A 26,924-nucleotide genomic window follows, 5' to 3' on the forward strand; every position below is an offset into this window, starting at 1 on the left:
TATTAGTCCCCATTTCAAATAATTAAAATAAAGTAAAATACAACCTACAAATGCAAGAAAGAGAGGAATTAATAAAAGCCAGTCCTTTTTTTGTGGTGAAAATGTTTCCTTAAGAAATAATTTTCAAACGTACAATTTTGTCTAAAGTAATTAAAATCTTCATCAAAGGTTTTCATAATATATTTATTTATAGATGAGTTGTCTTATGGATATCTCCTCAATATTCACTAGAGTCATTCAATTTAAATAAATATTTATACTACCCAATACGCTTTTCCACAACAGGGATTACTTTTTTATTAATTAAGGAAAAAATTATTTCAAAAGTATAATAGACCTTGCGGGAAAATTTAAAATCTTTGGAGAATTTCTTTATAATAGGGAGCTTAAAAAAACATTATGTTTTCAAGATTATAAAGAATCAATTCTTATAAGAATATAAAAAAACCACTCACATTATGTAAGTGGTTGATTTTATTGTGGTCCCACCTGGGCTCGAACCAGGGACCACCTGATTATGAGTCAGGTGCTCTAACCAACTGAGCTATAGGACCTCAAAACTTGGTTAAATTTTGTGTTTGCAAAAATAGTAAAATTTCTTTCACTACAAAATTTTTTATTGCTTTTCTTGGCAAAGTTCTACCAGCACACCGTTTGTTGATTTAGGATGAAGGAATACAACTAATTTGTTATCAGCACCTTCTTTGGGTTCTTCAGAGATAAATTGAAATCCTTCTTTTTTTAATCTTTTTACTTCGTCCAGGATATTTTCAACCCCAAATGCCAGATGATGGATGCCTTCACCCTTTTTTTCGATAAATTTTGAGATTGGACTTTCGGGATTACTGGCTTCCAAAAGTTCGATTTTACTTTCTCCTGTTCCGTAGAAAGAAGTCACCACTCCTTCTCTTTCCACTGTTTCTTGTTTGTAGGATTCTTTTCCTAATAGTTTAGCAAAAAGCTCGTCAGAAACTCCTAAAGACTTTACGGCAATACCGATATGTTCTAGCTTCATAAATACTAATAAATATAATTAATTCGTAAATTTGATACGATCGCTGAATTTCAAAGTATCAATTCAAACAAAAGTAGTAAATTTGCATAAATTATGGAAAGTAACAGACAAAGAAAAGTAGCACAGATTATTCAGGAGGACTTCGCAGAACTTTTCCGCAAGCAGGCTGCTGACAGCAAACAAAGTATATTGGTATCCGTTTCAGATGTAAAAGTAACGGCGGATTTAGGTATTGCAAAAATTTATTTAAGTATTTTCCCTCAAGAACACCGTACAGCGGTAATGAAGGAGATTGAAGAAAACAAACCTCAATACAGAAACTTTATCGGCCAGAAAATGGCAAAACAGGTACGTATTATTCCACAACTTAACTTTTACTTAGATACTGCTCTTGATGATGTTGAAAAGCTGGAAAGAGAATTAAGAGGCGAAGGTGACAATCCTGTTTTATAGATCTTGAAGAATATTGCATTTTACATAGCATCCAGATACCTTTTGGCTAAAAAAGGCAGTACCGCTGTTACCTTTATTACGTGGCTTTCAGTAGGTGCCATGACGGTTGCTGTGGCTGCAATGTTCGTTATTATTTCAGTTTTCTCAGGGCTTGAAAATCTGAACAAAGACTTAATCTCCAATCTTCATGCTGACCTGACCTTAAAAAGTATATCAGGTAAAACCATTAAAAACCTGGATCAGGTTAATAAAATTTTAAAAAGTAATAAAGAGATTGCTAACTACTCCCGTGTTATTGAGGAAAAGGTATATATCAGCTTTAACGGAAAAGGTGACATTGCCTATTTACGAGGTGTTGACTCTGCCTATACAAAAGTAAATCCTATCAATAAGGAGGTATTTTATGGAACTTATCCAAGTTTCAAATACTCTAATGAGGTATTGATGGAAAACAGTCTGGATAACCGATTGTCAATTCCGGTAGATTCTTCCAATCATTATGCAACGGTATTTATGCCCAAGCCAGGAACAGGGATCATCAGTAAAGAAGAAGATATTTACAATAAAAGAGATATTTCAGTAACCGGAGTTTTCCCAGGAAAGGATCAACTGGACAGTTATATTATCTCCCCTATCGAACTTACCGAGGAATTATTAAGCCTTCCAAAACATTCAGCTTACCAGATTGTTATTAAATTAAGAAATCCGGAAAACGCTGATGCTGTGAAACAAAATCTACTTTCTTCTGTTGGCAAAAACATTGAAATAAAAACAAAAGAAGAGGAAAATGCAGCTTTCTGGAAGATGATTAATACTGAAAAGCTATTTATATACCTGATTTTTGCACTGGTTATTTTCATCACCACCTTTAATCTTGCCGGAGCTATCATTATCTTACAGCTTGATAAAAAAGAACAGGCAAAATCTCTTATTTCATTAGGCTTTCCTTTAAGTCATCTGAGAATGACCTACTTCTATACGGGACTTCTTATTGTAATTTCCGGAGTGATTACCGGTTTAATTTGCGGAACCGCATTATGTTACTTTCAGTTGTATACGGAATTCTTCAGAGCCAACGACGTACTTCCTTTCCCGGTAAAAATTGTAGGAAAAAACTACTTTATCGTTGCTCTTACTGCATCTGTATTTGGAATTACAATCTCTTGGTTCTTTTCCAAGATCAGCAAAGAGTATATTACTAAAAATTAATATACCAAGTTTACACATTTAACATCAAAAACCCTTTTACGCTTCATTTTTTTGTACCTTTACGCCCCAATTTTAAAAAAATGAAACGAATTTTATCTTTTTTCCTATTAAGCTTTGCATTCATTAATGCATTTGCACAGGCACCTGCTGGTTATTATAATGCAGCTAACGGTTTAACGGGAGCTCCCCTTAAAACGGCACTGAAAGGCATTATTACTTCAGGTCACCAAGACAAAGGGTATGGAGGCTTATGGACAGGCTATTACACAACCGATCGTGATACAAACACAAATTTTGAAAACGATGGTACAGTACTAGACATTTACTCTGAGAATCCAAATGGACCAGATCCTTATAACTATACTATAGGTACAAACCAATGCGGAACATACGTTAATGAAGGTAAATGTTATAACAGAGAGCATATAATTCCTCAAAGTTTATTCAATCAAGCTTCACCAATGGTTGCAGATATTCACTTTATCCGTCCTACTGATGGGAAGGTAAATGGGATGAGATCTAATTATCCTTTTGGTAAAGTAGGATCTGCTACTTATACTTCACAGAATGGTTCTAAGCTAGGAAATTCAACTTCTCCGGGCTATGGCGGAACAGTATTTGAACCTATTGATGCTTTCAAAGGAGATGTAGCCCGAATGATCTTTTATTTTGTAACAAGATATGAAGATAAGCTTTCTACGTTCAGTAGTGGTGATATATTAGGTAGCTCCTCATTTCCAGGTTTGCAGGCGTGGGAACTTCAGCAACTTTTAGCATGGAATGCGATGGACCCTGTATCTCCTGAAGAAATAAACAGAAATAACGCAGCCTTCACATTCCAGGGGAATAGAAACCCATTCATTGATAATCCCGCTTATGTAGATTTAATCTGGGCTACCGCAATTGATAACCAAGCTCCTACAGCACCTACCAATTTAGCCACAAACACTCCAACTTCAAATTCTATTTCATTAAGTTGGACTGCATCTACAGATAATGTTGGAGTAACAGGTTATGATATTTATGTAAATAATACATTTAAATCTACTGTATCCGGAACATCAACTACAGCTACAGTATCCGGATTATTACCTCTTACCCAATATTCATTCTATGTAATTGCTAAAGATGCATTTGGAAATAATTCCCCACAAAGTAATATTGCAACAGGAACTACCCTTGACGGACCCGTAAACGTAGGAAACTGTGGTGATGAGAACTTTAGTAATATTCCGGCAAATGCAAGTGACTATAAAACCAGAACATGGACAAACAATAATGTAAGTTGGACAGCAACCTTTGCAAGAACAGACCAAACTATTAATGGTAAAGCAATAACAATTCAAGGAGGTGATCTAACGAGCTCCAACGTACCTGGCGGAGTTCAGACATTAACCGTAACTACTCAACTTAAATTCAGTGGATCAGATGGCAACCTGAATGTTTTTGTCAATGATAATTTAGTAGGAACAGTCCCTTACAGCGTAACAGCAACAACAACACCAATCAATGTGAATGTTACAGGAAACGCTGTTATTAAAATCGTAAACCCTAGCAACAATAACAGAGTGGCAATAGATGATCTTAAATGGACTTGCTACAACGGATCGCTGGCAACTTCTGAAACGAAGAAAGACAAAGCAGAGTTCACCATCTACCCTAACCCGGTAAGAAACAATGAACTGTTTGTAAAAGGGGAAAACCTTACCAAAATTTCAAAAGCTCAAATCTATGATCTTTCAGGAAAAGTAATTGAAACGATTGCCAATCCTTTTAAAAATTCAAATAAAATCAATCTTAAAGGATTAGTAAAAGGAACTTACATCTTAAAAACAGATAATTTCTCTACTAAATTTATCGTAGAATAATTATTATAAAATATTTCAAACTAAAGGCCGGATTTATCCGGTCTTTTTTTATAATTTTGATGTATGGATTCCAATAAAAAATTAGGATTGATAGGACGAAATATTTCCTATTCCTTTTCTAAAAAATTCTTCGAAAATAAGTTCCAAAAGCTTATGCTTAAAGGTTTTTCCTATGATATTTTTGACCTGAGTGAAATCAATGAAGTAGAAAACCTTTTTTCCTCACCTGAGTTATTAGGTTTTAATGTTACCATTCCTTATAAAGAACAGATCATCAGTTATCTTGACGAATTAAGTGATGAAGCTGAAAAAATTGGTGCCGTAAACTGTGTTTTAATTCAAAACGGTAAAAAAACCGGTTACAATACGGATGCTTTCGGTTTTGAAAAGACACTTCTTCTTCACAAAAAATCATCGCAGGATAAAGCTTTGATCTTAGGAAACGGTGGCGCAGCAAAAGCAGTAAAGTATGTCTTGGATAAACATAATATTCCATCACAAACCATTTCTAGAAGTACGGAAATCAATTTTGAAAACCTTGATAAGGAAACTGTACGGGAACAAAAAATTATTATTCAATGTACACCGGTAGGTACTTTTCCGAATGTTGAAGATTGCCTGGCTTTTCCTTTTGATGCGCTTTCCCCGGAACATTTAGTTATTGATTTAATTTACAACCCCAACTATACGCAATTTATCATCAATGCTTCCGAAAAAGGAGCAAAAACAGTAAACGGTTATTATATGCTTGAACAGCAAGCAGAAAAAGCTTGGGAAATTTGGAATTTTTAAAAAAAATAACATAAATTAGTACTTTAATTGGCCTTACAGCTATATTTGAAGGATATTAACGCCACTCACATAAAAGATTTGCTATGACTACAGAAAACAATCTTTCTGAAAACGAAGAAAAGAAAAATCCTAACGAAGTACCACAGGAGACATCGGAAAACACAGTTTCTCATGATGCCCATCCTCATGGAGATGATGCTGAACACCTGGAAGAACATGAAGATGTTGAGATTTCTCTGGCTGATGCCCTGAAAGAAATGGAAAAAATCATCAACGCGCCTAACGCCGGTGAAAACTCCAAAAGATTCAATCAGCTAAAAGAAAAAGCAAGTCATCACATCCATGATGAAGTGGAAGATAAAAAGCACGAGTTTGCAGAAGCTGGAAATGCTACTGAAACCTTTAGTTATGAGCATCCTTCACAAGCTAAACTCTCTGCTTTAATCAATATTTTCAGAGAAAAGCATGATCAATTCCAAAAAGGACAGGAAGAAGAACAGAAGAAAAATCTGGAACACCGTCAAACTATTATTGAAAGATTAAAAAATCTATATACCAATTCAGAACCTGGAGTCAATCTTTTCAAATCCATTCGTGAGATCAAAGAAGAATGGTCAAAAGCCGGACAGGTTGCTAAATCTGAATTCAAAATTCTTAACAATAACTATTTCCACCATCTGAATCAATTTTATCAAATGCTGGATCTGAATAAAGAATTTTTGGAGCAGGAATACAGCCACAACCTTGAAAAAAGACAGCATATCATTGCCCGTGCTCAGGAATTGGAGAATGAACCCGTTATCCAAAAGGCTTTAAATGAACTTCAGTATCTTCATAAACTTTGGAAAGAAGAAGCAGAACCTGTAGCAGAAGAATTCCGTGAAAAAACATGGGAAGAATTCAAAGAGATTTCCAATAAAATTCACGAAAGAAAATCTGAACTTTCAGCGTCTATTGAAAAAGAACAGGCTGTCAATCTTGAAAAGAAGACTCAGATTATCGCTGAAATCAAAAAACTTTCAGAACCTTCTGAAACGCCTAACCATAATTACTGGCAGAACGCTATCAAAAGAGTTGAAGATCTTCGTTCCGATTTCCTGAAAACAGGAAGTGTTCCAAGAAAACTTTCCAACCAGAACTGGAATGATTTCAAAACAACCCTTAGAGGATTTAATACAACAAAAAACAACTATTATAAATCTTTAAAAGGTTCTCAGCAGGCTAATCTGGAAGAAAAACTAAAACTGATCCAAACTGCTCAGGACAATCAGAATAACGAAGAGTGGGATATCGCTGTTCCATTGTTCAAAAAGCTTCAGGAAGACTGGAAAAAAATCGGGCATGTTCCAAAGAGCATGACCAATAAAATCTGGGATGAATTCCGTGACGCTTGTAACGCATTCTTTAACAATTACAGAGAAAAGAGCAATACTTCTACCGATAACTGGAAAGAAAACTACAAGAATAAAAAAGCTCTTCTTGACGAATTGAAATTGGTTTCCAACGATGAAGGAAGTATTGAAAAAATCGAAGCCATTAAAACAGCGTGGAATACCATTGGAAAAGTTCCAAGAGATAAAATTTCAATCAATTCTGAGTTCAATAAGACTCTAAGAGAGAAATTGAAGATCAATAAGATCAATGAACTTGAATTGAAAGAAGAAGGATTATCTGAAAATCAGCTTACCGACAAGGCAAGAAAAATCAAAAATCAGATTTCTGATCTTGAAGCTGAAATCGTTAAGCTTGAAAATAACCTTTCGTTCTTTAATAAACCATCAAGAGAGAATCCTCTGTTAAGAGATACTTACAACACTATTGATGAAAAGAAAGCTCATCTGGAAACTTTAAAGCAAAATCTTCACAGCATTATTGCCGGAGAATAAATCTTAACAAAATAAATAAGGGCGGAGCAAAGCAATTTGTCTTCGCTTTTTCTTTTTATAAATATGAATAACGACGAACTATATATTGCAAGATGTATTGAGCTAGCTCAAAAAGCGCTTGGCAAAACCTATCCTAACCCTCTTGTTGGAAGTGTAATTGTTCACAACGGTAAAATCATTGGGGAAGGATACCATCACAAAGCAGGGGAAAACCATGCAGAAATCAATGCTATCAATTCAGTGGAAGATAAAACCCTGATTCCAGAATCAACGATTTATGTTTCATTAGAACCCTGTGCTCATTATGGGAAAACTCCTCCATGTGCTTTAAAAATTAAAGAATTAGGCTTTAAAAAAGTAGTCATTGGTGCTATGGATTCTCATGATAAGGTCAATGGAAAAGGAAAAAAGATCATTCAGGATGCAGGAATAGAAGCTGTTTCAGGAATTCTTGAAAAAGAATGTATCGAACTGAATAAAAGATTTTTCACCTATCATGAAAAGAAAAGACCTTACATCATCCTAAAATGGGCAGAATCTGGTGATGGATTCTTAGATAAAGATTTTAAGCCAACTGCTATTTCTAATGCTTTGGTCAACCAATTCGTCCACCAGCTTAGAGCAGATGAACACGCTATTCTGGTAGGAACACAAACAGCTTTAGCCGATAATCCAAGTCTCACTGTAAGAAACGTTGAAGGAACTCATCCTGTTCGTATTTTAATTGATTTTGATCTGAAAGTTCCGAATGACTTTAAGATTTACAACAACGAAGCCAGAACAATAGTTTTAAATACTGTAAAAGAAGGAACAGAAGGTCATATCCAGTTTATTAAAATTAAAAAAGACAACTTCCTGCCTGATTTGATGGGAGCTTTATATAAAGAACAGATTCAATCTATTATTATTGAAGGAGGCCGCTTTACACTACAACAATTCATTGATGCTGGTCTTTGGGACGAAGCCATCGTCATTAAAAATGAAAATCTAAAATTAGAAAACGGGACAGAAACCCCAGAATTCAGGCATTTTCCTTACAAAACAGAAAACTACAGAGATAATACCATTTCCTTTTTTAAATCAAAATAAGCCCATTTATCACCTTGAAATGAAATAATTTATTTACCTTAGTAATATTCAAAAAAAATATTATTATGAAAAATTTAAAAAAAGTTTCAAGACAAAGTTTAAAAAAAGTACAGGGAGGTATAGCACCTGAATGTTGTTCATTTTACCCTCCATCATTACAACACTGTTGTGCAACGCCGTCAAGTATGAGCTGCCCACCGCCTTGGGCAGATGGATCATTCCCATGTTAATATCAGCATATCGTACAAATTAATTAAACTAAAAATATGAGCATGAAAAACTTAAAAAAAGTATCCAGAGCCGGATTGAGAACAATCCAGGGAAGTGCTGTTTTTGTAACATGTATATTACCTAACGGACAACCTACAAGATGTAGAGATAAATGTCCACAGGATTTTTGTGGACCAACAAGTTATATGTGTCTGATTCCAATGGATCTTTGCGGAGATGGAATTTAAAAGAGATTTTTTACATTCAGAAAAGATACAAGCCGTCAAATTTTGACGGCTTGTATCTTTTCTGAATTAAATGATTAGCTTTGCAAAAAGCTAATAATAATGAACAAATACTTCTCCATACTTTTCTTGAGCTTAGTATCGCTTATGAAAGCTCAGGAATGGAAATTTTTAACTCCTGTAAAAGGGTATTCAATAATCAAAAGTTTAGAAGTTACTCCCAATCAAACTCTATACATTGTAGACAAAGACAAGGCTGCCTCTTCATCCAGAGATGGCGGAATTACGTGGCGAAAACTTTTCAGATCTGGATGCTTAGACATTCAAATGCTTAATGATAATGTAGGTTTCGTTTTAAAAGATTATCAGATTTTTAAAACTACAGATGCTTTTGCTACCTCCACACCGTACCCTGTAAGTGGTGATTTCTTGAAAAACATGTATTTTGTTAATGAATCTGTTGGTTTTGTCTGTGGTAGTACAGGTGTAATTTATAAAACAACAAATGGAGGAGTGAGTTTCACCTCCGTATCTCTTTCTATCAATACAACCTTAAATGATGTTTTCTTTATCAATCCGAATATAGGATTCGTATCTGGAGAGAACGGAACGTTATACAAAACGACCAATCAAGGAGCAACATGGATCCCAACTCCTCTAAATACAACCGGAATTGACAAAATCCTTTTCATTAATGATAATGAAGGTTATATTACAGGAAATAACGGTGGAATTTTCAAAACAACAGACCAAGGAAACAGCTGGACAGCTTTAACCACCAATACCCAATATCGTTTGTTTGATATTAAATACAATGCTGGAAAATTGTATGCCGTAGGCCAAGATAACAGGTTATTAAAATCTTCAGATATGGGACAGACCTGGACACAGCAAAGACTGATTGACGCCTTCCCCTATAACAGTCTCTATTCTATAGGGTTTGTAAATGGTAATATTTTGATAGGCGGTGATGCTAATATTTATAAATCTACCAATGGTACAAACTGGACTATCCAGGTACCCGGTATATATCAATCTAACTTGAAAAACATATCTTTCGGTAATGATGACAAAGGAGTTATCGTAGGAAATCAAACTGGCTATAGTGTAGTATATTATACTGAAAATGGAGGATACAACTGGACCAACAAAAAAGCAACCTTCACTCTGGATGCTTTCAAAGGTGCACATATAAGAGAAAATGGCAAAGGAGTCCTTATTGGTAACGGAAACCATTCTTTCACATCAGATTTTGGTAAGACATGGGATAATTCAAATATAATCAATCATCCCACATTTGTATCTCCTTACTGGCTTAAAAGTAATGGTGATGTCTTACTAGGAACTGCATCCCCCTATGTTTCACCCAATAATGGAATACACCTATTTACAACATCCAATACCTCTTATTTTACTCTAACTGATAAGGTTGAAACAATCCAATTTTATAATGATATGATTGGCTATGCCGGAACATACCAAAAGCTTTATAAAACAACAGACGGCGGAATAACCTGGAATATCATTTACACCGTACCAACATCAATAACTTATATCAATATTATTAATATAAACAAGATACAGATAGGCACAAATAATAACATGCATTATATTAGTAGTAATGCTGGTTCTACCTGGACCGAAAATACAGATGATGATCAATATCATTATATTAATGAACTTATAGGCTATCGTATAGATTCCGGTTGGGATATATACAGGACAGCAGACGGAGGCCTAACATCACAACTTGTTGTTCCGAGTACTAACTATTTTAATTCTAACCTGGCAACAATTAATGACATAAAATTTTTTAAAAATAAAATTATTGCTGTTGGAACAACTTCAGATATTTTCATTGTGGAATTCCCTGATCAAGCTCTTGGAACCAATGAAAATGAAAAAACAAAAGACAGTCCAAATAATCAGATATATCCTAATCCTACTACATCTTCAGTGTTCTTTAAAACGCCAGTAGCCTTAGATAAAGTTCAGGTTTATGATACTCAGGGAAAAATAGTGGTATTTACAAAAGAGAATAACGGAATTAATATCTCACAACTGAAACCCGGAGTTTACTTTGTGAAATTTGAATCCAATGGAAAATGGTTCACCCAAAAAATAATAAAAAATTAAAAATACTGAAGAAGCTGTCGGAATTCCGACAGCTTCTTTTCTAATAAGGGTGCTAGTTTATAAAGCATTTAATACTTTTGCATAAATAAAGAGGAGTACAGCATGACGTTCGAATACAAAACCATAGAAAGACCCATAGAAAATACCTTATTAAAGGAAAAAGGGAGTAAGTTTATCGGATTTGCTTTTCCTGTTACCAATGAAAAGGAACTAAAAGCTGCATTGGAAAAGATCAGGGAAGAGCACCCAAAGGCAACACATCACTGCTATGCTTTCAGAATGGGATTAAATGGTGAAAACTACCGTGCTAATGATGATGGAGAACCCTCAGGAAGTGCCGGGTTACCTATTTACAACCAGCTCCTGGCAAATGAGATAACCAATGTTCTTGTTATCTCTGTCCGTTATTATGGAGGAACCAAACTTGGGGTTTCCGGCTTAGTAAAAGCTTATAAAGAATCTGCTAAGATCACCTTAGAAGAAGCCAATATCATTACAAGAGAATTGGAAACAGAAATTGAGATCCAATTCAACTTCAACCAACAGAATACCATCTTTACTCTGCTTTCAAAATTTGATGCCAAGGTAGTTAATTTTGATGCTAATGAAAATTGTATCCTTACCGCCTCATTAAAACTGGTACAAAAAGAAAGCATCTCAGAAAAATTATCTGAGATGCAATATGTTTCATTTGAATTTAATGATTAATCTCTTCTTCCACCGAGAAGCAAAGACCCCCAGTAAAGAAGTTGAGCTAAAGACCCTAAAGCCGCTACAACATATGTTCTTGCAGCCCACTTTAAACTATCCTGAACTCCTACAAATTCTTCAGCAGTTACAGTACCTGTATCTTTAAGCCATTTCATTGCCCTGTTGCTAGCGTCATACTCTACCGGCAACGTTACAAATGCAAAAAGAGTGGTTACGGCAAACATAGCCACACCAATAGCCAGAATCGCTGTATTTCCATTAGGATTTTCTATTGTTCTGGTAGCTGCCATTATCGCAATACCTGCAATAAGAACAAACTGCATCAGATTGGAACTTATATTAACAACAGGAACTAATTTTGAACGTAAGTTCAACATTGAGTATCCTACCGCGTGCTGTACGGCATGTCCACATTCGTGAGCCGCTACAGCTGCCGCTGCTGCATTTCTCTGCATGTACACCCCTTCAGAAAGGTTTACTGTTTTATCTGCCGGATTATAGTGGTCCGTTAGCTGTCCGGGAACTGATATTACCTGAACATCATTAATCCCGTTATCTCTCAACATTTTTTCCGCTACTTCTTTCCCCGAAAGGCCATTTCGAAGATGTACGTTGGAATAATATTCAAATTTTGATTTCAACCTGGACGAAACCCACCAGCTCACCAGCATTGAAATACCAATAATGATATAATAACCCGTCATTTTATTTAGATTTTGTGTTCAATTTTTAAGCATAATGATATAAAAACTGTGCCAAAGTATAAGATATTATTATTTATATTTGTCCTCAAATTACTCTCAAAAAACATGTCAACAGTTTCAATTATTGAAGTAAAAACTCCCGGTCAACTCAAGCAATTCGTAAGATTTCCTATGGATCTGTACAAAAATAACCCGTACTATGTTCCATCCTTTATCAATGACGAAATCAACATCTGGAATGCTGATGAAAATCCCGCACTTAAATATTCTGAAGCGAAACAGTATTTAGCATACAAGAATGACAAAATTGTAGGGAGAATTGCTGTTCTTATCAACCACAAGGAGGAAAAAGAATTAGGGATCCGTAAAGTACGTTTTGGGTGGATAGATTTCATTAATGATGAAGAAGTTTCACAGGCATTAATTCAGAAAGCGGTTGATTATGCCCATGAAAAGAATATTGATAAGATTGAGGGCCCAATGGGTTTTACCAATCTTGATAAAGCCGGAATGCTGATTAAAGGTTTTGACCAGCTGGCTACCATGATTGGCATCTACAACCATGATTATTATCCAAAACATCTTGAAAAACTGGGATTGGTAAAAGAAAAGGAATGGGTAGAATTTGAGATTATTTTCCCTGAAGTTTTACCAGAAAAAATCCACAAATTCAACGAGCTTATTTCTCAGAAATACAAACTAAGCGTTTTAAAATTTAACAATAAAGAAGAAATCATTCAGTATGTGGATCCAATGTTTGATCTTCTAGATGAAACCTACAAACATCTTTCCACTTACACTCCTATTTCTGACGAACAGCGTAAAACATACAAGGAAAAATACTTTAAGCTTATTGACAAAGACTTCATTGTTTGCATCGTGGATGAAAACAATCACCTTATTTCCTTTGCGATTACGATGCCTTCTTACTCCCGAGCACTGCAAAAGTCCGGAGGAAAACTACTACCGTTTGGTTGGTGGCATTTTTTGAAAGCAGGCAGAAAAAATGACAGAGCTAATTTTTATCTGATTGGTATCCATCCTGATTATCAAAGAAGAGGAGTAACCTCTATCATTTTCAAAGAAATCTGGAAAATATTCAGAAAAAAGGGAGTAAAATACCTGGAAACGAATCCCGAACTTGAAGAAAACAAAAACATTCAGCTTTTATGGCAGGATTATAACCCTGTGAACCATAAGAGAAGGAGAACATACTCACTTGAGATAAATGATAATGATGAATGAGCACAATCTCACTCATTCACTCTAAAACTCTCCCACCTTCAAACACTCTTACCTCATGAAGCCACAACTTATCATTTTCGCTGTTTTAATCGCAGGATTTATTGCTTATAATATCTTTTTTCAGTCACAAGACGGAAGAACGAATACGGTAATCAACATTGTTTTTGGCAGTGTTCTTTTTGGATATATTGCCTTTATGGCTTACGCTCTTCTTAAAAAAATGAAGAAATAACTCGTTATTTTTATTGATTCTAAATTGTAGGTTTTCTCTATTTTCATCCTACTTTTAAGCTGATAAATTTCATGCTTTCTTGTTTATTCGTTAAATTTGCAAATTGAGATAATAATGCAAAAATGAATTTACCTGAAAGTTATATTCCAATCCTTATCCAGGCTGGTGTAGCAGTAGGATTTGTAGCTGTTTCTTTACTTGGAGCACATTTCTTAGGTCCTAAGCAGAAAAAAGGAGACTCTGTAAAAAACCAAAGCTGGGAATGTGGAGTTCCTAGTGAAGGAAACGCAAGAACACCATTTTCTATCAAGTACTTCCTGACTGCGGTATTGTTTGTACTATTCGATATTGAAATCGTATTCTTTTATCCTTATGCGGTAAACTTCAGAGAATTCGGTATGGAAGGATTCTTAGCAGTGCTTACATTCGTAGCAATCTTCTTCATGGCGTTTTTCTATGTTTGGAAACGCGGTGCGTTAGATTGGGATAAATAAATTTCAACATTAAAAGATTGAATTTATTTAAGTAATTTAAAGATTGTGAAGGTCTTATTTTTTTAATCTTTAAATATTTTAATCTTTAAATATTTACTAAAATGTCAGATAAAAAACCAGTAATAAGAACAGATGCACCTGCTCCCGAAGGCTATGAAGGAGAAGGGTTTTTCGCAACAAAACTGAGCAGTGTAATCGGGATGGCAAGAAAGTTTTCACTTTGGCCATTGCCATTTGCTACCTCTTGTTGTGGTATTGAGTTTATGGCTACCCTGAACCCTACTTATGATGCTTCAAGATTTGGAATGGAAAGAAACTCTTTCTCTCCAAGACAAGCAGATATGCTGATGGTTTGTGGAACTATATCCAAGAAATTAGGACCAGTTCTTAAAGAAGTATATACTCAGATGGCTGAGCCGAAATGGGTAGTGGCAGTTGGAGCTTGTGCTTCTAGTGGGGGTATTTTTGATACCTACTCTGTACTTCAGGGAATTGATAAAATTATTCCGGTAGACGTTTACGTTCCTGGATGCCCTCCAAGACCAGAACAAATCATTGAAGGAGTAATGCAGGTACAGGCTCTTGCAGAAAGCGAAAGCATCAGAAGAAGAGATATGCCTGAATATCAGAAATTATTAGATTCTTACAACATAAGCAACTAAACGGAAATGACAAACGAATTTGTATTAGAAGCAATCACCAGAGAATTTCCGGAATCTGTTATTTCAAGTTCAGAACCTTATGGAATGCTGACCATTGAAGTGAAGAAAGAAGATATCAAGAAGATCATTCATTATCTTAAAGATTCATCACTGGAATTTAATTTCCTTACAGATATCTGTGGAATCCATTATCCTGAATTCCCAGAGAAGGAAATAGGTGTTGTGTATCATTTACATAATATGATGGCTAACTTCAGATTACGCCTGAAAATCTTTATGTCCAGAGAAAATATTGAAGTGGATTCTCTTACAGAATTATATGCCGGTGCCAACTGGATGGAAAGAGAAACGTTTGATTTTTATGGGATTAAATTTAAAGGACACCCGGATCTTAGACCTATTCTGAATATGGAAGATCTTGGATACCACCCAATGTTGAAGGAATATCGACTTGAAGACGGTACAAGAACCGACAAGGACGATAATATGTTCGGAAGATAAAAAGCGAATGGCCAATGGCGGCTAGCCAATAGCCGGAAGCAAATAGCTAAAAGCAATCATTATGAAAGATAACTCATTATCTAATATACTAAACCAGTACGAAAGTAAGGAACAGATTGACGGACAATTATATACCCTGAATCTAGGACCTACCCACCCTGCCACTCACGGGATTTTCCAGAATATCTTAACGATGGATGGAGAAAGAATCCTTCACGCTGAGCAAACGGTAGGATATATCCACAGAGCATTTGAGAAAATTTCTGAAAGAAGAAACTATTCTCAGATCACTACCCTTACCGACCGTATGAATTACTGTTCTGCTCCAATCAACAATTTGGGTTGGCATATGACAGTAGAGAAGCTGATTGGTGTAAAAGTTCCAAAGCGTGTAGATTATATGCGTGTTATCCTAATGGAACTGGCAAGAATCGGTGACCACCTGATCTGTAATGGGGTAACCGGGATGGACTCAGGAGCAATTACAGGTCTTACCTATATGTTCATCGAAAGAGAACGTATTTATGATATGTATGAGCAAATCTGTGGGGCAAGGATGACTACGAATATGGGAAGAATCGGAGGATTCGAAAGAGATTTCACTCCTAAGTTTCATGAGTTATTACAAGACTTCTTAAAGACTTTCCCACCAAGATTCAAAGAATTCTGTACGCTATTAGAGAGAAACAGAATTTTCATGGACAGAACCATCGGTACAGGAGCAATTTCTGCCGAAAGAGCATTAAGCTACGGTTTCACTGGTCCAAACCTACGTGCAGCAGGAGTAGATTACGACGTGAGAGTTGCACAGCCTTATTCATCATACGAAGATTTCGACTTCATTATTCCTGTAGGAACTTCAGGAGACACTTACGACCGTTTCATGGTTCGTCAACAGGAAATCTGGGAATCCATTAAAATTATCAAACAAGCATACGAAAACCTTCCAGAAGGACCATTCCATGCGGATGTTCCTGACTTCTATCTTCCTGAAAAGGCAGATGTATATCAGAAAATGGAAGCATTGATCTACCACTTCAAAATTGTAATGGGAGAAACTGATGTACCGAAAGGAGAAGTTTACCATGCTGTAGAAGGTGGAAACGGAGAATTAGGTTTCTATCTTGTGAGTGATGGAGGAAGAAGCCCTTACAGACTTCACTTCAGAAGACCATGTTTCATCTACTATCAGGCATATCCAGAAATGATTACAGGTTCTGTAATTTCAGATGCTATTGTAACGATGTGTAGTATGAATATTATTGCGGGAGAATTAGACGCATAAATTGTAAAAAGTATCATTGTAAAATGTATTCATGATTTTGCAGTGATTAAAATAAATAAGTCATTAGTACATTGTACATTGTACAATAATACATTAAATAAAATGAGCGAAACAATAGCTTTTAAACCGGAAAGTTTAGCACAGGTACACAAAATTATTGCAAGATATCCTGAAGGAAGACAGAAATCTGCTCTTCTTCCTGTACTTCACTTGGCACAGAAAGAATTCGGAGGATGGTTAGATGTTCCTGTGATGGATTATGTTGCCGAACTATTAAGTATCAAACCGATCGAAGTATATGAAGTAGCAACTTTCTATACGATGTTCAATATGAAACCGGTAGGTAAATATGTTTTGGAGGTTTGTAGAACAGGACCGTGTATGGTTTGTGGAAGCGAAAAAATCCTTGACCATATCAGAACGAAACTGAACATTAAAGATGGAGAAACTACTGAAGATGGTATGTTCACCCTAAAACCTGCTGAATGTCTTGGAGCATGCGGATATGCACCAATGCTACAGCTTGGAAAGTTCTTTCATGAAAATTTAACGATAGAAAAAGTAGATGAAATCCTTGATCTTTGCAGACAGGGACAACTTGCTTTAGACTAATAAAGATTTTAAATCCCGAATTTAAAATCAGTTACTTTTTTTAATAATTATAAAAAGCTAGAAGCCAAAAGCCAATAGCTAAAAGCATAATAAACAATGAGTAAAAAACTTTTACTTAAAGACGCACATATAGAAGGTATTCGCTACTTTGAAACGTACCGTAAACAGGGAGGTTACACAGCAGCTGAAAAAGCCTTGAAGATGACTCCTGATGAAATTCTTGAAGAAGTAAAAACTTCAGGACTAAGAGGACGTGGTGGAGCTGGATTCCCAACAGGGATGAAATGGAGCTTTTTGGCAAAACCGGAAGGCGTTCCAAGACACCTTGTGGTAAATGCGGATGAATCTGAGCCTGGAACATTCAAGGACAGATATCTGATGGAGTTCCTTCCTCACCTATTGATCGAAGGAATGCTAATTTCATCTTACTGTTTAGGTTCAAATGTTTCTTATATCTATATCCGTGGAGAGTATTCATGGATCCCGGATATCCTTGAAGAAGCGATTGAAGAAGCCAAAGCAGCAGGATTTTTAGGTAAAAATATTTTAGGAACAGGTTTCGATCTTGAAATCTATGTACAGAGAGGTGGTGGAGCATATATCTGTGGTGAAGAAACTGCATTGCTTGAATCCCTTGAAGGAAAAAGAGGTAACCCAAGACTAAAACCACCATTCCCGGCTGTAAAAGGTCTTTGGGAAAGACCAACAGTGGTCAACAACGTTGAGTCTATTGCGGCCATCGTTCCAATCATTGATATTACAGGTGCTGAGTATGCTAAAATCGGAGTAGGAAGATCTACAGGTACGAAATTGATTTCTGCTTGTGGAAACATCAACAAACCGGGGGTATACGAAATTGATATGACCATTACCGTAGAAGAGTTCATCTACTCTGATGAATATTGCGGTGGTATTAAAGACGGAAAAAGATTAAAGGCTTGTATTCCTGGAGGAAGCTCTGTTCCTATCGTTCCTGCTAACTTATTGTTGAGAACAGTAAACGGAGAGCCAAGATATATGAACTATGAATCATTAGCTGATGGTGGTTTTGCTACCGGAACAATGATGGGTTCAGGAGGTTTCATCGTGTTGGATGAAGATCAGTGTATCGTAGATCACACAATGACTTTAGCAAGATTTTATCACCATGAAAGTTGTGGACAATGTACACCTTGCCGTGAAGGAACAGGATGGATGCATAAAATCTTAAAGAAAATTGAAAAAGGAGAAGGAAAAATGGAAGATATCGATCTACTTTGGGATATCCAGAGAAAAATCGAAGGAAATACAATCTGTCCATTGGGAGATGCAGCAGCTTGGCCTGTTGCAGCAGCAATCCGTCACTTCAGAGATGAATTTGAGTGGCATGTGAAAAATCCTGAGTTATCTCAGACCCAAAATTATGGATTGGCACATTATGCAGATCCTATCCCAGCAGTTGAAAAGAATGCGTAGGTAAAATGAAAAAGTTATTGGTTGTCGGCTTAATGATGTCGAGTTTTGTTTTCGGACAGAAAAAAGATTCTTTACTTGTAGAAAATAATGCAGACTTGTTTAAAACTCCTGTTTCTAAGAAACCGGAACCTTTAAGCAAAAAAGGTCAGATGTTCGCTTTTTATGGATGGAACAGAGCAGCATTCAGTAATTCTGATATTCGTTTTAAAGGAAATGGATATGATTTTCAACTGAATAATGTAACCGCTCAGGATAGACCTACCAAATTTGGTCTTGTTTATTTTGATCCAAGTTGGTTTACTGTAACGCAGTATAATTTCAGAATAGGATATTTTATTAAAGATAATTTAGCCCTTGTTTTAGGAATTGACCACATGAAATATGTGATGGACCAGGATCAAACCGTTAACTTTAAAGGGCATATATCAGATCCTGAATATGCAGCCATGGTACAGAACGGGCAAGTAAACCTTGCAGATGAGAAGTTCCTTACTTTTGAACACACAGACGGACTTAACTATGAAAATTTAGGTCTTGAAAAATACCAAAGTCTTATTAACAAGAAAAATGTTGATTTGGTTTGGTCGTATGGAGCCGGTATCGGATTTATGTTCCCCAAAAGCAATGTAAAGCTTTTTGGAAATGAAAGAAGTGACCGTTTTCACGTTGCAGGTATGGGAACTGATGTAAGAGCCAGTCTGAATTTAGTACTTTGGAATCATGTGATGGTAAGAGTAGAAGGAAAAGCAGGTTACATCAATATGTGGGATATTAAAACTACATTGAATAACAAGCCAGACAAAGCACAGCAGGATTTTGTTTTCGGACAGTTGATGGCTGGAATTGGATATACATTTAATACAAAGAAATATAAATAACAAAGCCTATTGCTTAATGCATAAAGCTTAAAGCATACAATATGAGCGAAGAAGTTAAAAAATTCAAAATAACGATAGACGGACAGACTGCTGAAGTTTTGCCTGGTACTTCTATTTTGGAAGCGGCTAGACAAATCGGTGGTAAATCTGTACCTCCCGCTATGTGTTACTACAGCAAATTAGAAACCAGTGGAGGAAGATGCAGAACGTGTCTTGTAGAAGTTTCTAAAGGATCTGAAGCAGATCCACGTCCTATGCCGAAATTGGTAGCAAGCTGCAGAACGAATGTAATGGACGGTATGGAAGTTAAAAACCTTACTTCTGAGAAAGCTCAGGAAGGAAGAAAAGCGGTTACCGAATTTTTATTGGTCAATCACCCGCTAGACTGCCCTGTTTGTGATCAAGCTGGTGAATGTCATCTTCAGGATCTTGGATATGAGCATGGAAACCTTGAGACAAGAACAGAATTCGAAAGAAATACTTACGAAGCTGATGATCTTGGTCCGCACATCAAACTGAACATGAACCGTTGTATTCTTTGTGCAAGATGTGTATTAGCTGCTAACCAATTAACAGGTGAAAGAGAGCACGGTATTCTTTTCAGAGGAGATCATGCTGAAATTTCTACTTACTTAAATAAAGCTTTAGACAATGACTTCATCGGAAACGTTATTGACGTTTGTCCTGTAGGAGCATTAACAGACAGAACATCCCGTTTTGCCAGCAGAGTATGGTTTACAAAACCAATGAACGCTTCTTGTAAATGTGATAAGTGTTCTGGAAAAACTGTAGTTTGGATGAAAGGTGATGAAATCGTAAGAGTAACTGCAAGAAAAGACCAGTGGGGCGAAGTTGAAGAGTTCATCTGTGATACATGCCGTTTCGAAAGAAAAGCATTATCAGACTGGAATATCGAAGGTCCTAGACATATCGACAGACACTCTGTAATTTCACTTAATCATTACCAGAAGCCAAAAGACGAATTGATAATGATTGATAATCCTGGTGCTAAGGAAATCAGTGAAAAAGACGAAAAATAAAATTTGAAAATTTGATAATGAGTTAATTTGAAAATGAGAGACTTCGGTGATGTGACTGCTATAACTTCCATCTTCCAGCTTCCATCTTCATAACTTCTAACATCTATAACAATAAAATGGATTTACTTACATTTAAACTTATACTTGTACTAGCACTTTTCCTGCTATCGTTAACGATTGCAGCCTACTCTACCTGGACAGAAAGAAAAGTAGCCTCTATCATGCAGGATAGAATTGGTCCTAACAGAGCAGGACCTTTCGGATTACTGCAACCTCTTGCTGACGGTGGAAAATTCTTCTTTAAAGAAGATTTTACGCCTGCCAATGCTGAAAAATTCCTTTTCGTATTGGGACCGGCTTTAGTAATGTTTATTTCATTAATCACAGGAGCCGTTATTCCTTGGGGTAAAAGTTTAAATATTGCAGGTACTTCTTTTGATCTTCAGGTGGCTAACATTGACGTTGGTGTACTTTTCATCATCGGAATGGCTTCCATCGGGGTTTACGGAATCATGATCGGAGGTTGGGCTTCGAACAACAAATACTCATTACTAGGTGCTATCCGTGCTTCTTCTCAGATGATTTCTTATGAATTGGCCATGGGATTAGCGCTTCTTTCTATTATTATGATGGCTGGAAGCTTAGACTTAAAAGTAATCACAGAAAACCAGACTCACGGAAAACTATGGGGAATTATTCCTTGGGTTTCCGGAATGAACTGGAATATTTTCTACCAACCGGTTGCTTTCCTTGTATTTTTTGTAGCAGCTTTAGCAGAAACAAACAGACACCCGTTCGATTTACCAGAGTGTGAATCTGAATTGGTAACAGGATACTCTACAGAATATTCTTCCATGAAGTTAGGTTTATATATGTTCGGGGAATACGTGAACATGTTTATTTCTAATGCTTTTATGGTGGTTCTTTTCTTCGGAGGTTATAACTATCCTGGGATTGAGTGGGTCACTCAGAACTGGGGAGAAAACGTTGCAGGAATCTTAAGTATCGTAGCATTCTTAACGAAAACTGTCATCGGAATTTTGATCTTCATGTGGATCAGATGGACGCTTCCAAGATTCAGATATGACCAGTTAATGCACTTAGGATGGAAAACATTAATCCCGATGGCATTGGTAAACCTATTAATTACAGGAGCTGTAATTTTAGCATTTGCAAACTAAGAAAATTTGAAAATGAGCTGATTTGAAAATTTGATAATGAAATCAAAGTTTTATCTTTAGCCTATCATATTCAATCATCAATATTAAATAATTAAGATAGCAGACAAGATTAGTCTAAAATCTGGTGTCTAACATCTAATATCTATAATTAAATGAAACTTACAAACAGATCAAAAGTTGTTTCCAATAAAGAAATGACCCTTGCTGAAAAAATCTACCTTCCTGCGATCTTTACAGGGATGGGGATTACATTTAAGCATGCTGTAAGAACCGTGATAAAGGGTGCTCCCGCAGTATATTCGTATCCGGAAGTACAGAAGCCAAGAACGACTATCTGGAGAGGTCAGCACGTTTTGAAAAGAGACGAGGAAGGCAGAGAAAGATGTACAGCTTGTGGGCTTTGTGCGGTAGCTTGTCCTGCAGAAGCCATTACGATGACTGCTGCTGAAAGAACTAAAGAGGAAAAAGGACTTTACAGAGAAGAAAAATATGCTTCAGTATATGAAATCAATATGCTAAGATGTATTTTCTGTGGGATGTGTGAAGAGGCTTGTCCTAAATCTGCGATTTATCTTACTGACAGATTGGTAGACGTAGAAACCAACAGAGGTTCTTTCATTTACGGAAAAGATAAATTAGTTGAAAAAATAAATGAAAGGATTGACATTACGACAAGACAATCCGAGAAACAAAAAAATGCGGTAAAATAATGGATCAGTTTTTATTTTTCTTGGTGGCGTTTTTAGCAGTGTCAAGTGCGGTATACTTCGTGTTTGCAAAAAATCCTTTATATGCTATTTTGTCATTAATTGTTACGATGTTTTCAATTGCCGGAATGTACATTCTTTTGAATGCTCAATTCTTAGCAATTATCCAGATTATAGTGTACGCAGGTGCTATTATGGTACTTTTCCTTTACATTCTAATGATGCTTAACCTTAATAAAGCAGACGAAAGTAAGAAGGGTAATACTTTAAAATTTATTGGAGTTTTTACTGCAGGTCTTCTTTTAGTAGGAGTTTTAGGAGTATTCAGAGGCGTTCAGCAAAACCATATTGTGGTAGAGAATGTAGACAGAGGTGTTGGTCTTACTAAAAATCTGGGTAGACTTTTGTTTAATGAATATGTTTTACCGTTTGAGCTTGCTTCTATCCTGATTTTAGCAGGTATTGTAGGTGCGGTATTAATCGGTAAAAAAGATTTATAAAATTATGGGAGAAGTAAATACATTTATACAAAGCATCCCTTTGGACTACTTCATTATCCTTTGTTCAGTATTGTTCTGCTTAGGAGTGATGGGCGTATTGCTTAGAAAAAATGCTATTGTGATTCTAGGCTGTGTAGAGCTTATGCTTAACTCTGTAAACCTTTTATTGGCTGCTTTTTCAGCATATAAAGGCAACGGAGACGGACAGCTTTTAGTGTTCTTCATTATGGTGGTTGCTGCTGCGGAAGTAGCGGTAGGTCTGGCAATTATTGCTATGCTGTATAGAAATACCCGTTCTGTAGATGTGAGTATATTTAATAAATTAAGAGGATAAGAATGGAGAATTTAGTATATGCAATAGTACTTTTACCACTTTTAGGGTTTCTTATAAACGGTTTATTCGGAAAAAATCTTCCAAAAATAGTGGTGGGTTCTTTGGCAACTGCGATGGTTTTCGGATCATTCTGTATTGCTGTAAGTCTTTTCATGAATTTTAATTCTGAAAGCCAGCCCGTAATCGTAAAAGCTTTTGAATGGTTTAGAGTTAATGGTATTCAAATCAATTTTGGATTCCAAATAGATCAGCTATCTTTAATGATGGTCATGATCATTACAGGTATCGGTTCACTGATCCACTTATACTCTATCGGATATATGAGTCATGACAAAGGATTCTATAAGTTCTTTACTTATCTGAACCTTTTTATTTTCTCAATGTTACTTTTAGTAATGGGAAGCAACTACCTTATCTTATTCATTGGATGGGAAGGTGTAGGTCTTTGTTCTTACCTGTTGATCGGATTCTGGTACACTAACGAAGAATATGGTAAAGCGGCAAGAAAAGCTTTCATCATGAACAGAATTGGTGACCTTGCGTTATTGATCGGTATCTTCATGATCGCTTCTCAGACCAATGCTGTAGATTATCTTTCTGTAGCAGAAAACGCTTCAAAATTTGAATTAGACGGAACAGTGATTATCTTTATCACAGCGAGTTTATTCATCGGTGCTACCGGTAAATCTGCTCAGGTTCCATTATATACTTGGTTACCAGACGCGATGGCTGGACCAACTCCTGTTTCTGCATTAATTCACGCGGCAACGATGGTAACGGCGGGTATCTATTTAGTAGTAAGATCTAACTTCTTATTTACTTTAGCTCCAACGGTACAAGGAGGAATTTTATTCATCGGATTCTTAACTGCAGCTTTAGCAGGATTCTACGCACTACGTCAGAACGACATCAAAAAAGTATTGGCATACTCTACTGTTTCACAACTTGGATTCATGTTCATCGCTTTAGGTCTTGGTGCTTATACAACAGCCATGTTCCACGTAATGACGCACGCTTTCTTTAAAGCTTTGTTATTCTTAGGTGCAGGTTCTGTAATCCACGCAATGAGCAACGAGCAGGATATGCGTTTCATGGGAGGTCTTAAAAAATATATTCCTCTTACCCACGCTACCTTCCTGATCGGAACATTAGCCATTTCAGGTTTCCCTTTATTATCAGGGATGATCTCTAAAGACGAAATTCTAGTAGCAGCTTTCGCTAAAAATCCAATGTATTGGATAATTTTATTTGTTTTAGCGGCAATGACTGCAACGTATATGTTCAGACTATACTATCTGACTTTCCACGGAGAATTCAGAGGTACTGAAGAGCAAAAACATCACTTACACGAAAGCCCATCTAATATGACATTACCATTGATCGTATTGGCTATCCTTTCTGTAATCGGAGGTTTCATCAACCTGCCACACTTCATCGGTCACGGACACTATGCTAAACTGATGGAATGGTTAAAGCCTGTTCTTACGGAACAAAGCTACAGCCAAATGGAAGCTACTCTTTCAGGAGTACCTTTCAACACTGAAATGATCTTATTAGCAGCAACAGTATTAATGTTCTTCTCTGTATGGTTTATCGTAAGAAATACCTATGTGAAAAAGAAAAAAATGGCTGTGGCAGAAGAGAGCTATACCGGATGGGAAAAGCTTTCTGCTAAGAAATTATATGTAGACGAACTTTACAACGCATTGATTGTAAAAACTGTTGAAGGATTAGGACGTGGAGGAAAGATGTTTGATAAGGGGATCTTAGACCGTTTTGTAAACTTTGTAGGTGATGGTGCTGAAGACAGCGGAAAAGCTATGAAGCGTGTACAAAACGGAAATGTAGAGACGTATATTCTTATCATGTCTTTAGCTGTGGGAATTATATTAATTGTTAACTTTTTATTACAATAATAATGTCTTGTTTATTATTAACATTATTACTATTACCTCTAGTAGGTTCGGGATTAGTTTTTGCGTGGAAGAGTAATTCCAGCAAATATTTGGCACTGGGAATTGCATTGGTTCAAATGCTTCTTACGTTTTATATACTTTCGGATTTTGATTTTACTCCGACAGTAGACAGCGTATTGCAGCACGAGATCAATTATCCTTGGTCACAATTTATGAAGAGCTCTCTTCACTTCGGTATCGATGGGATGAGTATGCTTCTTTTATTGCTGACTAATATTTTAGCGCCAATCATCATTTTATCTTCATTCAACGAAAATGTAAGCTACAGAAATACATTCTACGGATTGATTCTGTTGATGCAATTCGGTCTTGTAGGAGTATTTACTTCTTTAGATGGATTATTGTTCTACATTTTCTGGGAAGTAACTTTGATTCCAATTTGGTTTATTGCCGGACTTTGGGGACAAGAGAATAAAAGGTTTGAATTCACTACGAAATTCTTCGTATATACATTCGTTGGATCTTTATTTATGTTAGCCGGATTGATCTATGTGTACAACCACTCTGCATCATTCGCTTTAACTGATCTATACAATGCACAACTGAACGAAACACAACAGACTGTGGTATTCTGGTTTATCTTCTTTGCTTTTGCAGTGAAATTACCGGTATTCCCTTTCCATACCTGGCAGCCTGATACCTATACCTACTCTCCTACTCAAGGATCGATGCTATTATCCGGTATCATGCTTAAGATGGCAGTGTACGGTGTAATGCGTTACTTACTTCCAATCACTCCACTTCCGATTGCCGGAATTTCAGGACAGATTGTAATTATCCTTGCCATCGTGGGAATTGTACATGGAGCATTGATCGCTATTATCCAAACGGACATGAAGAGAATCATCGCTTATTCATCTTTCTCTCACGTAGGATTGATGGTAGCTGGTATCTTCGCTTCAGCAGTAGTTACTTTAAGAGGAACTTTCAACGTAGAAGGTGCTGAAGGAGCATTGGTACAAACTTTCGCTCACGGTATTAACGTAGTAGGATTATTTTACTGTTGTGATATTTTATACAAGAGATTTAAATCAAGAGACATCAGACAAATGGGTGGTTTGGCTAAAGTAGCGCCTAAATTTGCAGTATTGTTCCTGATTATTATATTAGGTTCAATGGGAGTTCCATTGACGAATGGATTCATCGGAGAATTTATCCTGTTAAAAGCAGTATATGATTTCAATGGAACAGCAGCTGTAATTGCTGGTCTTACGATAATTCTTTGTGCAGTGTACTTATTGAGATTCTACGGAAAAGCAATGTTTGGAGAAGGAAATGCAGAAGTACTAAGCACAGCAAAAGATTTATCTGGTGTAGAATTCTCTGTATTGGCGAGTTTAGCGGTTTTTGTGATCTTACTTGGTATTTTCCCACAACCGGTAATCGATATGGTGAGTAGTTCAGTGAAGTTTATCTACACAGCGATGGCTAACTAAAAAATTAAAAGATTTAAAAATTAAAAAAATAAGAGATTAGAGAGCATAAAGATAAAGACGAAGAGATA

Annotated in this window: 28 protein-coding genes and 1 tRNA gene; 26 read left to right on the plus strand and 3 right to left on the minus strand. The window is 36.2% G+C overall.

Going from position 1 to position 26,924, the window contains the following annotated elements; translation table 11 throughout:
* Positions 1 to 480: 480 nt before the first annotated feature.
* Both NBX25_RS20735 and mce read right to left on the minus strand, forming a co-directional pair.
* Positions 481 to 554: transfer RNA gene (locus NBX25_RS20735), tRNA-Ile, on the minus strand.
* A gap of 62 nt (positions 555 to 616) precedes the next feature.
* Complete coding sequence (gene mce, locus NBX25_RS20740) at positions 617 to 1,015, minus strand: methylmalonyl-CoA epimerase (protein ID WP_123908940.1); 399 nt, start codon at positions 1,013 to 1,015, stop codon at positions 617 to 619.
* Between the two features lie 93 nt (positions 1,016 to 1,108).
* On the opposite strand from mce, the gene rbfA reads away from it, so the two are divergent.
* From rbfA to NBX25_RS20785, 10 genes are all read left to right on the plus strand, one after another.
* Complete coding sequence (gene rbfA, locus NBX25_RS20745; RefSeq protein ID WP_045492923.1) at positions 1,109 to 1,468, plus strand: 30S ribosome-binding factor RbfA; 360 nt, start codon at positions 1,109 to 1,111, stop codon at positions 1,466 to 1,468.
* A gap of 3 nt (positions 1,469 to 1,471) precedes the next feature.
* Entirely contained in the window at positions 1,472 to 2,677 is a 1,206-nt protein-coding gene (locus NBX25_RS20750) for an ABC transporter permease (RefSeq protein ID WP_250255266.1), read from the plus strand.
* An 80-nt stretch (positions 2,678 to 2,757) separates the two neighbouring features.
* Entirely contained in the window at positions 2,758 to 4,545 is a 1,788-nt protein-coding gene (locus NBX25_RS20755; protein WP_123908942.1) for an endonuclease, read from the plus strand.
* Between the two features lie 63 nt (positions 4,546 to 4,608).
* Positions 4,609 to 5,337: a shikimate dehydrogenase family protein gene (locus NBX25_RS20760; protein ID WP_250255267.1), complete on the plus strand. Its 729-nt coding sequence runs from the start codon at positions 4,609 to 4,611 to the stop codon at positions 5,335 to 5,337.
* A gap of 83 nt (positions 5,338 to 5,420) precedes the next feature.
* Entirely contained in the window at positions 5,421 to 7,223 is a 1,803-nt protein-coding gene (locus NBX25_RS20765; RefSeq protein WP_250255268.1) for a DUF349 domain-containing protein, read from the plus strand.
* 63 nt (positions 7,224 to 7,286) lie between these two features.
* Positions 7,287 to 8,312: a bifunctional diaminohydroxyphosphoribosylaminopyrimidine deaminase/5-amino-6-(5-phosphoribosylamino)uracil reductase RibD gene (gene ribD, locus NBX25_RS20770; protein WP_250255269.1), complete on the plus strand. Its 1,026-nt coding sequence runs from the start codon at positions 7,287 to 7,289 to the stop codon at positions 8,310 to 8,312.
* 65 nt (positions 8,313 to 8,377) lie between these two features.
* Positions 8,378 to 8,542, plus strand: coding sequence for a bacteriocin-like protein (locus NBX25_RS24940; protein WP_410493999.1), 165 nt, complete (start codon positions 8,378 to 8,380; stop codon positions 8,540 to 8,542).
* Between the two features lie 42 nt (positions 8,543 to 8,584).
* Entirely contained in the window at positions 8,585 to 8,770 is a 186-nt protein-coding gene (locus NBX25_RS20775) for a bacteriocin-like protein (RefSeq protein ID WP_123908946.1), read from the plus strand.
* 99 nt (positions 8,771 to 8,869) lie between these two features.
* Positions 8,870 to 10,903: a YCF48-related protein gene (locus NBX25_RS20780; protein ID WP_250255270.1), complete on the plus strand. Its 2,034-nt coding sequence runs from the start codon at positions 8,870 to 8,872 to the stop codon at positions 10,901 to 10,903.
* Positions 10,904 to 11,005: 102 nt separating this feature from the next.
* Positions 11,006 to 11,611: an IMPACT family protein gene (locus NBX25_RS20785; RefSeq protein WP_250255271.1), complete on the plus strand. Its 606-nt coding sequence runs from the start codon at positions 11,006 to 11,008 to the stop codon at positions 11,609 to 11,611.
* On the opposite strand, the gene NBX25_RS20790 is transcribed toward NBX25_RS20785, so the two are convergent.
* On the minus strand, positions 11,608 to 12,318 hold the full coding sequence (locus NBX25_RS20790; protein WP_123859058.1) for a zinc metallopeptidase: 711 nt from the start codon (positions 12,316 to 12,318) through the stop codon (positions 11,608 to 11,610). The genes NBX25_RS20785 and NBX25_RS20790 overlap by 4 nt on opposite strands.
* A gap of 105 nt (positions 12,319 to 12,423) precedes the next feature.
* On the opposite strand from NBX25_RS20790, the gene NBX25_RS20795 reads away from it, so the two are divergent.
* The 16 genes from NBX25_RS20795 to NBX25_RS20870 all read left to right on the plus strand — a co-directional run bounded on the left by NBX25_RS20795 (position 12,424) and on the right by NBX25_RS20870 (position 26,856).
* Entirely contained in the window at positions 12,424 to 13,563 is a 1,140-nt protein-coding gene (locus NBX25_RS20795) for a GNAT family N-acetyltransferase (RefSeq protein WP_250255272.1), read from the plus strand.
* A gap of 55 nt (positions 13,564 to 13,618) precedes the next feature.
* Positions 13,619 to 13,795, plus strand: coding sequence for a hypothetical protein (locus NBX25_RS20800; RefSeq protein WP_164464402.1), 177 nt, complete (start codon positions 13,619 to 13,621; stop codon positions 13,793 to 13,795).
* Positions 13,796 to 13,917: 122 nt separating this feature from the next.
* Positions 13,918 to 14,289, plus strand: coding sequence for an NADH-quinone oxidoreductase subunit A (locus tag NBX25_RS20805; protein ID WP_123908950.1), 372 nt, complete (start codon positions 13,918 to 13,920; stop codon positions 14,287 to 14,289).
* A gap of 101 nt (positions 14,290 to 14,390) precedes the next feature.
* Complete coding sequence (locus NBX25_RS20810; protein ID WP_002983540.1) at positions 14,391 to 14,951, plus strand: NADH-quinone oxidoreductase subunit B; 561 nt, start codon at positions 14,391 to 14,393, stop codon at positions 14,949 to 14,951.
* 6 nt (positions 14,952 to 14,957) lie between these two features.
* Complete coding sequence (locus tag NBX25_RS20815; protein WP_123908951.1) at positions 14,958 to 15,452, plus strand: NADH-quinone oxidoreductase subunit C; 495 nt, start codon at positions 14,958 to 14,960, stop codon at positions 15,450 to 15,452.
* 61 nt (positions 15,453 to 15,513) lie between these two features.
* Positions 15,514 to 16,737 carry an NADH dehydrogenase (quinone) subunit D gene (nuoD, locus tag NBX25_RS20820; protein WP_047423999.1) on the plus strand — a complete coding sequence of 408 codons (1,224 nt, stop codon included), beginning with the start codon at positions 15,514 to 15,516 and terminating at the stop codon, positions 16,735 to 16,737.
* A gap of 102 nt (positions 16,738 to 16,839) precedes the next feature.
* Entirely contained in the window at positions 16,840 to 17,349 is a 510-nt protein-coding gene (locus NBX25_RS20825) for an NADH-quinone oxidoreductase subunit NuoE family protein (RefSeq protein WP_048508762.1), read from the plus strand.
* A 96-nt stretch (positions 17,350 to 17,445) separates the two neighbouring features.
* A complete protein-coding gene (gene nuoF / locus NBX25_RS20830; protein WP_123908952.1) occupies positions 17,446 to 18,804 on the plus strand; it encodes an NADH-quinone oxidoreductase subunit NuoF in 1,359 nt (452 codons plus the stop codon).
* A 5-nt stretch (positions 18,805 to 18,809) separates the two neighbouring features.
* On the plus strand, positions 18,810 to 19,682 hold the full coding sequence (locus NBX25_RS20835; RefSeq protein ID WP_123908953.1) for a hypothetical protein: 873 nt from the start codon (positions 18,810 to 18,812) through the stop codon (positions 19,680 to 19,682).
* Positions 19,683 to 19,723: 41 nt separating this feature from the next.
* Complete coding sequence (locus NBX25_RS20840) at positions 19,724 to 20,722, plus strand: NADH-quinone oxidoreductase subunit G (protein WP_123908954.1); 999 nt, start codon at positions 19,724 to 19,726, stop codon at positions 20,720 to 20,722.
* A 116-nt stretch (positions 20,723 to 20,838) separates the two neighbouring features.
* Positions 20,839 to 21,903 carry an NADH-quinone oxidoreductase subunit NuoH gene (gene nuoH, locus NBX25_RS20845; RefSeq protein WP_250255273.1) on the plus strand — a complete coding sequence of 355 codons (1,065 nt, stop codon included), beginning with the start codon at positions 20,839 to 20,841 and terminating at the stop codon, positions 21,901 to 21,903.
* 152 nt (positions 21,904 to 22,055) lie between these two features.
* Positions 22,056 to 22,613 (plus strand): NuoI/complex I 23 kDa subunit family protein, encoded by a 558-nt coding sequence (locus NBX25_RS20850; RefSeq protein ID WP_040996950.1) that lies wholly within the window; start codon positions 22,056 to 22,058, stop codon positions 22,611 to 22,613.
* The gene (locus NBX25_RS20855) at positions 22,613 to 23,110 is read left to right on the plus strand and encodes an NADH-quinone oxidoreductase subunit J family protein (RefSeq protein ID WP_068939958.1); all 498 of its coding nucleotides are present in this window, start codon (positions 22,613 to 22,615) and stop codon (positions 23,108 to 23,110) included. Before NBX25_RS20850 ends, NBX25_RS20855 begins: the two co-directional genes overlap by 1 nt.
* Positions 23,111 to 23,114: 4 nt before the next feature.
* On the plus strand, positions 23,115 to 23,444 hold the full coding sequence (nuoK, locus tag NBX25_RS20860; protein WP_065396642.1) for an NADH-quinone oxidoreductase subunit NuoK: 330 nt from the start codon (positions 23,115 to 23,117) through the stop codon (positions 23,442 to 23,444).
* A gap of 2 nt (positions 23,445 to 23,446) precedes the next feature.
* Positions 23,447 to 25,360, plus strand: coding sequence for an NADH-quinone oxidoreductase subunit L (nuoL, locus tag NBX25_RS20865; protein WP_250255274.1), 1,914 nt, complete (start codon positions 23,447 to 23,449; stop codon positions 25,358 to 25,360).
* Positions 25,361 to 25,362: 2 nt separating this feature from the next.
* Positions 25,363 to 26,856: a complex I subunit 4 family protein gene (locus NBX25_RS20870; protein ID WP_250255275.1), complete on the plus strand. Its 1,494-nt coding sequence runs from the start codon at positions 25,363 to 25,365 to the stop codon at positions 26,854 to 26,856.
* The last annotated feature ends 68 nt before the right edge of the window (positions 26,857 to 26,924 follow it).

This window comes from Chryseobacterium sp. Marseille-Q3244 (genome assembly GCF_940807095.1).
In the GTDB taxonomy this organism is placed as follows: Bacteria; Bacteroidota; Bacteroidia; order Flavobacteriales; family Weeksellaceae; genus Chryseobacterium.

Coding starts and splice junctions, on each gene's coding strand:
- NBX25_RS20815 (WP_123908951.1), top strand. CDS start 14,958: ATGACAAACGAATTTGTATTAGAAGCAATCACCAGAGAATTTCCGGAA.
- NBX25_RS20825 (WP_048508762.1), top strand. CDS start 16,840: ATGAGCGAAACAATAGCTTTTAAACCGGAAAGTTTAGCACAGGTACAC.
- nuoH (WP_250255273.1), top strand. CDS start 20,839: ATGGATTTACTTACATTTAAACTTATACTTGTACTAGCACTTTTCCTG.
- NBX25_RS20800 (WP_164464402.1), top strand. CDS start 13,619: ATGAAGCCACAACTTATCATTTTCGCTGTTTTAATCGCAGGATTTATT.
- NBX25_RS20855 (WP_068939958.1), top strand. CDS start 22,613: ATGGATCAGTTTTTATTTTTCTTGGTGGCGTTTTTAGCAGTGTCAAGT.
- NBX25_RS20760 (WP_250255267.1), top strand. CDS start 4,609: ATGGATTCCAATAAAAAATTAGGATTGATAGGACGAAATATTTCCTAT.
- NBX25_RS20775 (WP_123908946.1), top strand. CDS start 8,585: ATGAAAAACTTAAAAAAAGTATCCAGAGCCGGATTGAGAACAATCCAG.
- NBX25_RS20765 (WP_250255268.1), top strand. CDS start 5,421: ATGACTACAGAAAACAATCTTTCTGAAAACGAAGAAAAGAAAAATCCT.
- rbfA (WP_045492923.1), top strand. CDS start 1,109: ATGGAAAGTAACAGACAAAGAAAAGTAGCACAGATTATTCAGGAGGAC.
- nuoD (WP_047423999.1), top strand. CDS start 15,514: ATGAAAGATAACTCATTATCTAATATACTAAACCAGTACGAAAGTAAG.
- NBX25_RS20810 (WP_002983540.1), top strand. CDS start 14,391: ATGTCAGATAAAAAACCAGTAATAAGAACAGATGCACCTGCTCCCGAA.
- nuoK (WP_065396642.1), top strand. CDS start 23,115: ATGGGAGAAGTAAATACATTTATACAAAGCATCCCTTTGGACTACTTC.
- NBX25_RS20850 (WP_040996950.1), top strand. CDS start 22,056: ATGAAACTTACAAACAGATCAAAAGTTGTTTCCAATAAAGAAATGACC.
- mce (WP_123908940.1), bottom strand. CDS start 1,015: ATGAAGCTAGAACATATCGGTATTGCCGTAAAGTCTTTAGGAGTTTCT.
- NBX25_RS20870 (WP_250255275.1), top strand. CDS start 25,363: ATGTCTTGTTTATTATTAACATTATTACTATTACCTCTAGTAGGTTCG.
- NBX25_RS20755 (WP_123908942.1), top strand. CDS start 2,758: ATGAAACGAATTTTATCTTTTTTCCTATTAAGCTTTGCATTCATTAAT.
- NBX25_RS20835 (WP_123908953.1), top strand. CDS start 18,810: ATGAAAAAGTTATTGGTTGTCGGCTTAATGATGTCGAGTTTTGTTTTC.
- NBX25_RS24940 (WP_410493999.1), top strand. CDS start 8,378: ATGAAAAATTTAAAAAAAGTTTCAAGACAAAGTTTAAAAAAAGTACAG.
- nuoF (WP_123908952.1), top strand. CDS start 17,446: ATGAGTAAAAAACTTTTACTTAAAGACGCACATATAGAAGGTATTCGC.
- NBX25_RS20785 (WP_250255271.1), top strand. CDS start 11,006: ATGACGTTCGAATACAAAACCATAGAAAGACCCATAGAAAATACCTTA.
- nuoL (WP_250255274.1), top strand. CDS start 23,447: ATGGAGAATTTAGTATATGCAATAGTACTTTTACCACTTTTAGGGTTT.
- NBX25_RS20780 (WP_250255270.1), top strand. CDS start 8,870: ATGAACAAATACTTCTCCATACTTTTCTTGAGCTTAGTATCGCTTATG.
- NBX25_RS20840 (WP_123908954.1), top strand. CDS start 19,724: ATGAGCGAAGAAGTTAAAAAATTCAAAATAACGATAGACGGACAGACT.
- NBX25_RS20790 (WP_123859058.1), bottom strand. CDS start 12,318: ATGACGGGTTATTATATCATTATTGGTATTTCAATGCTGGTGAGCTGG.
- ribD (WP_250255269.1), top strand. CDS start 7,287: ATGAATAACGACGAACTATATATTGCAAGATGTATTGAGCTAGCTCAA.
- NBX25_RS20805 (WP_123908950.1), top strand. CDS start 13,918: ATGAATTTACCTGAAAGTTATATTCCAATCCTTATCCAGGCTGGTGTA.
- NBX25_RS20795 (WP_250255272.1), top strand. CDS start 12,424: ATGTCAACAGTTTCAATTATTGAAGTAAAAACTCCCGGTCAACTCAAG.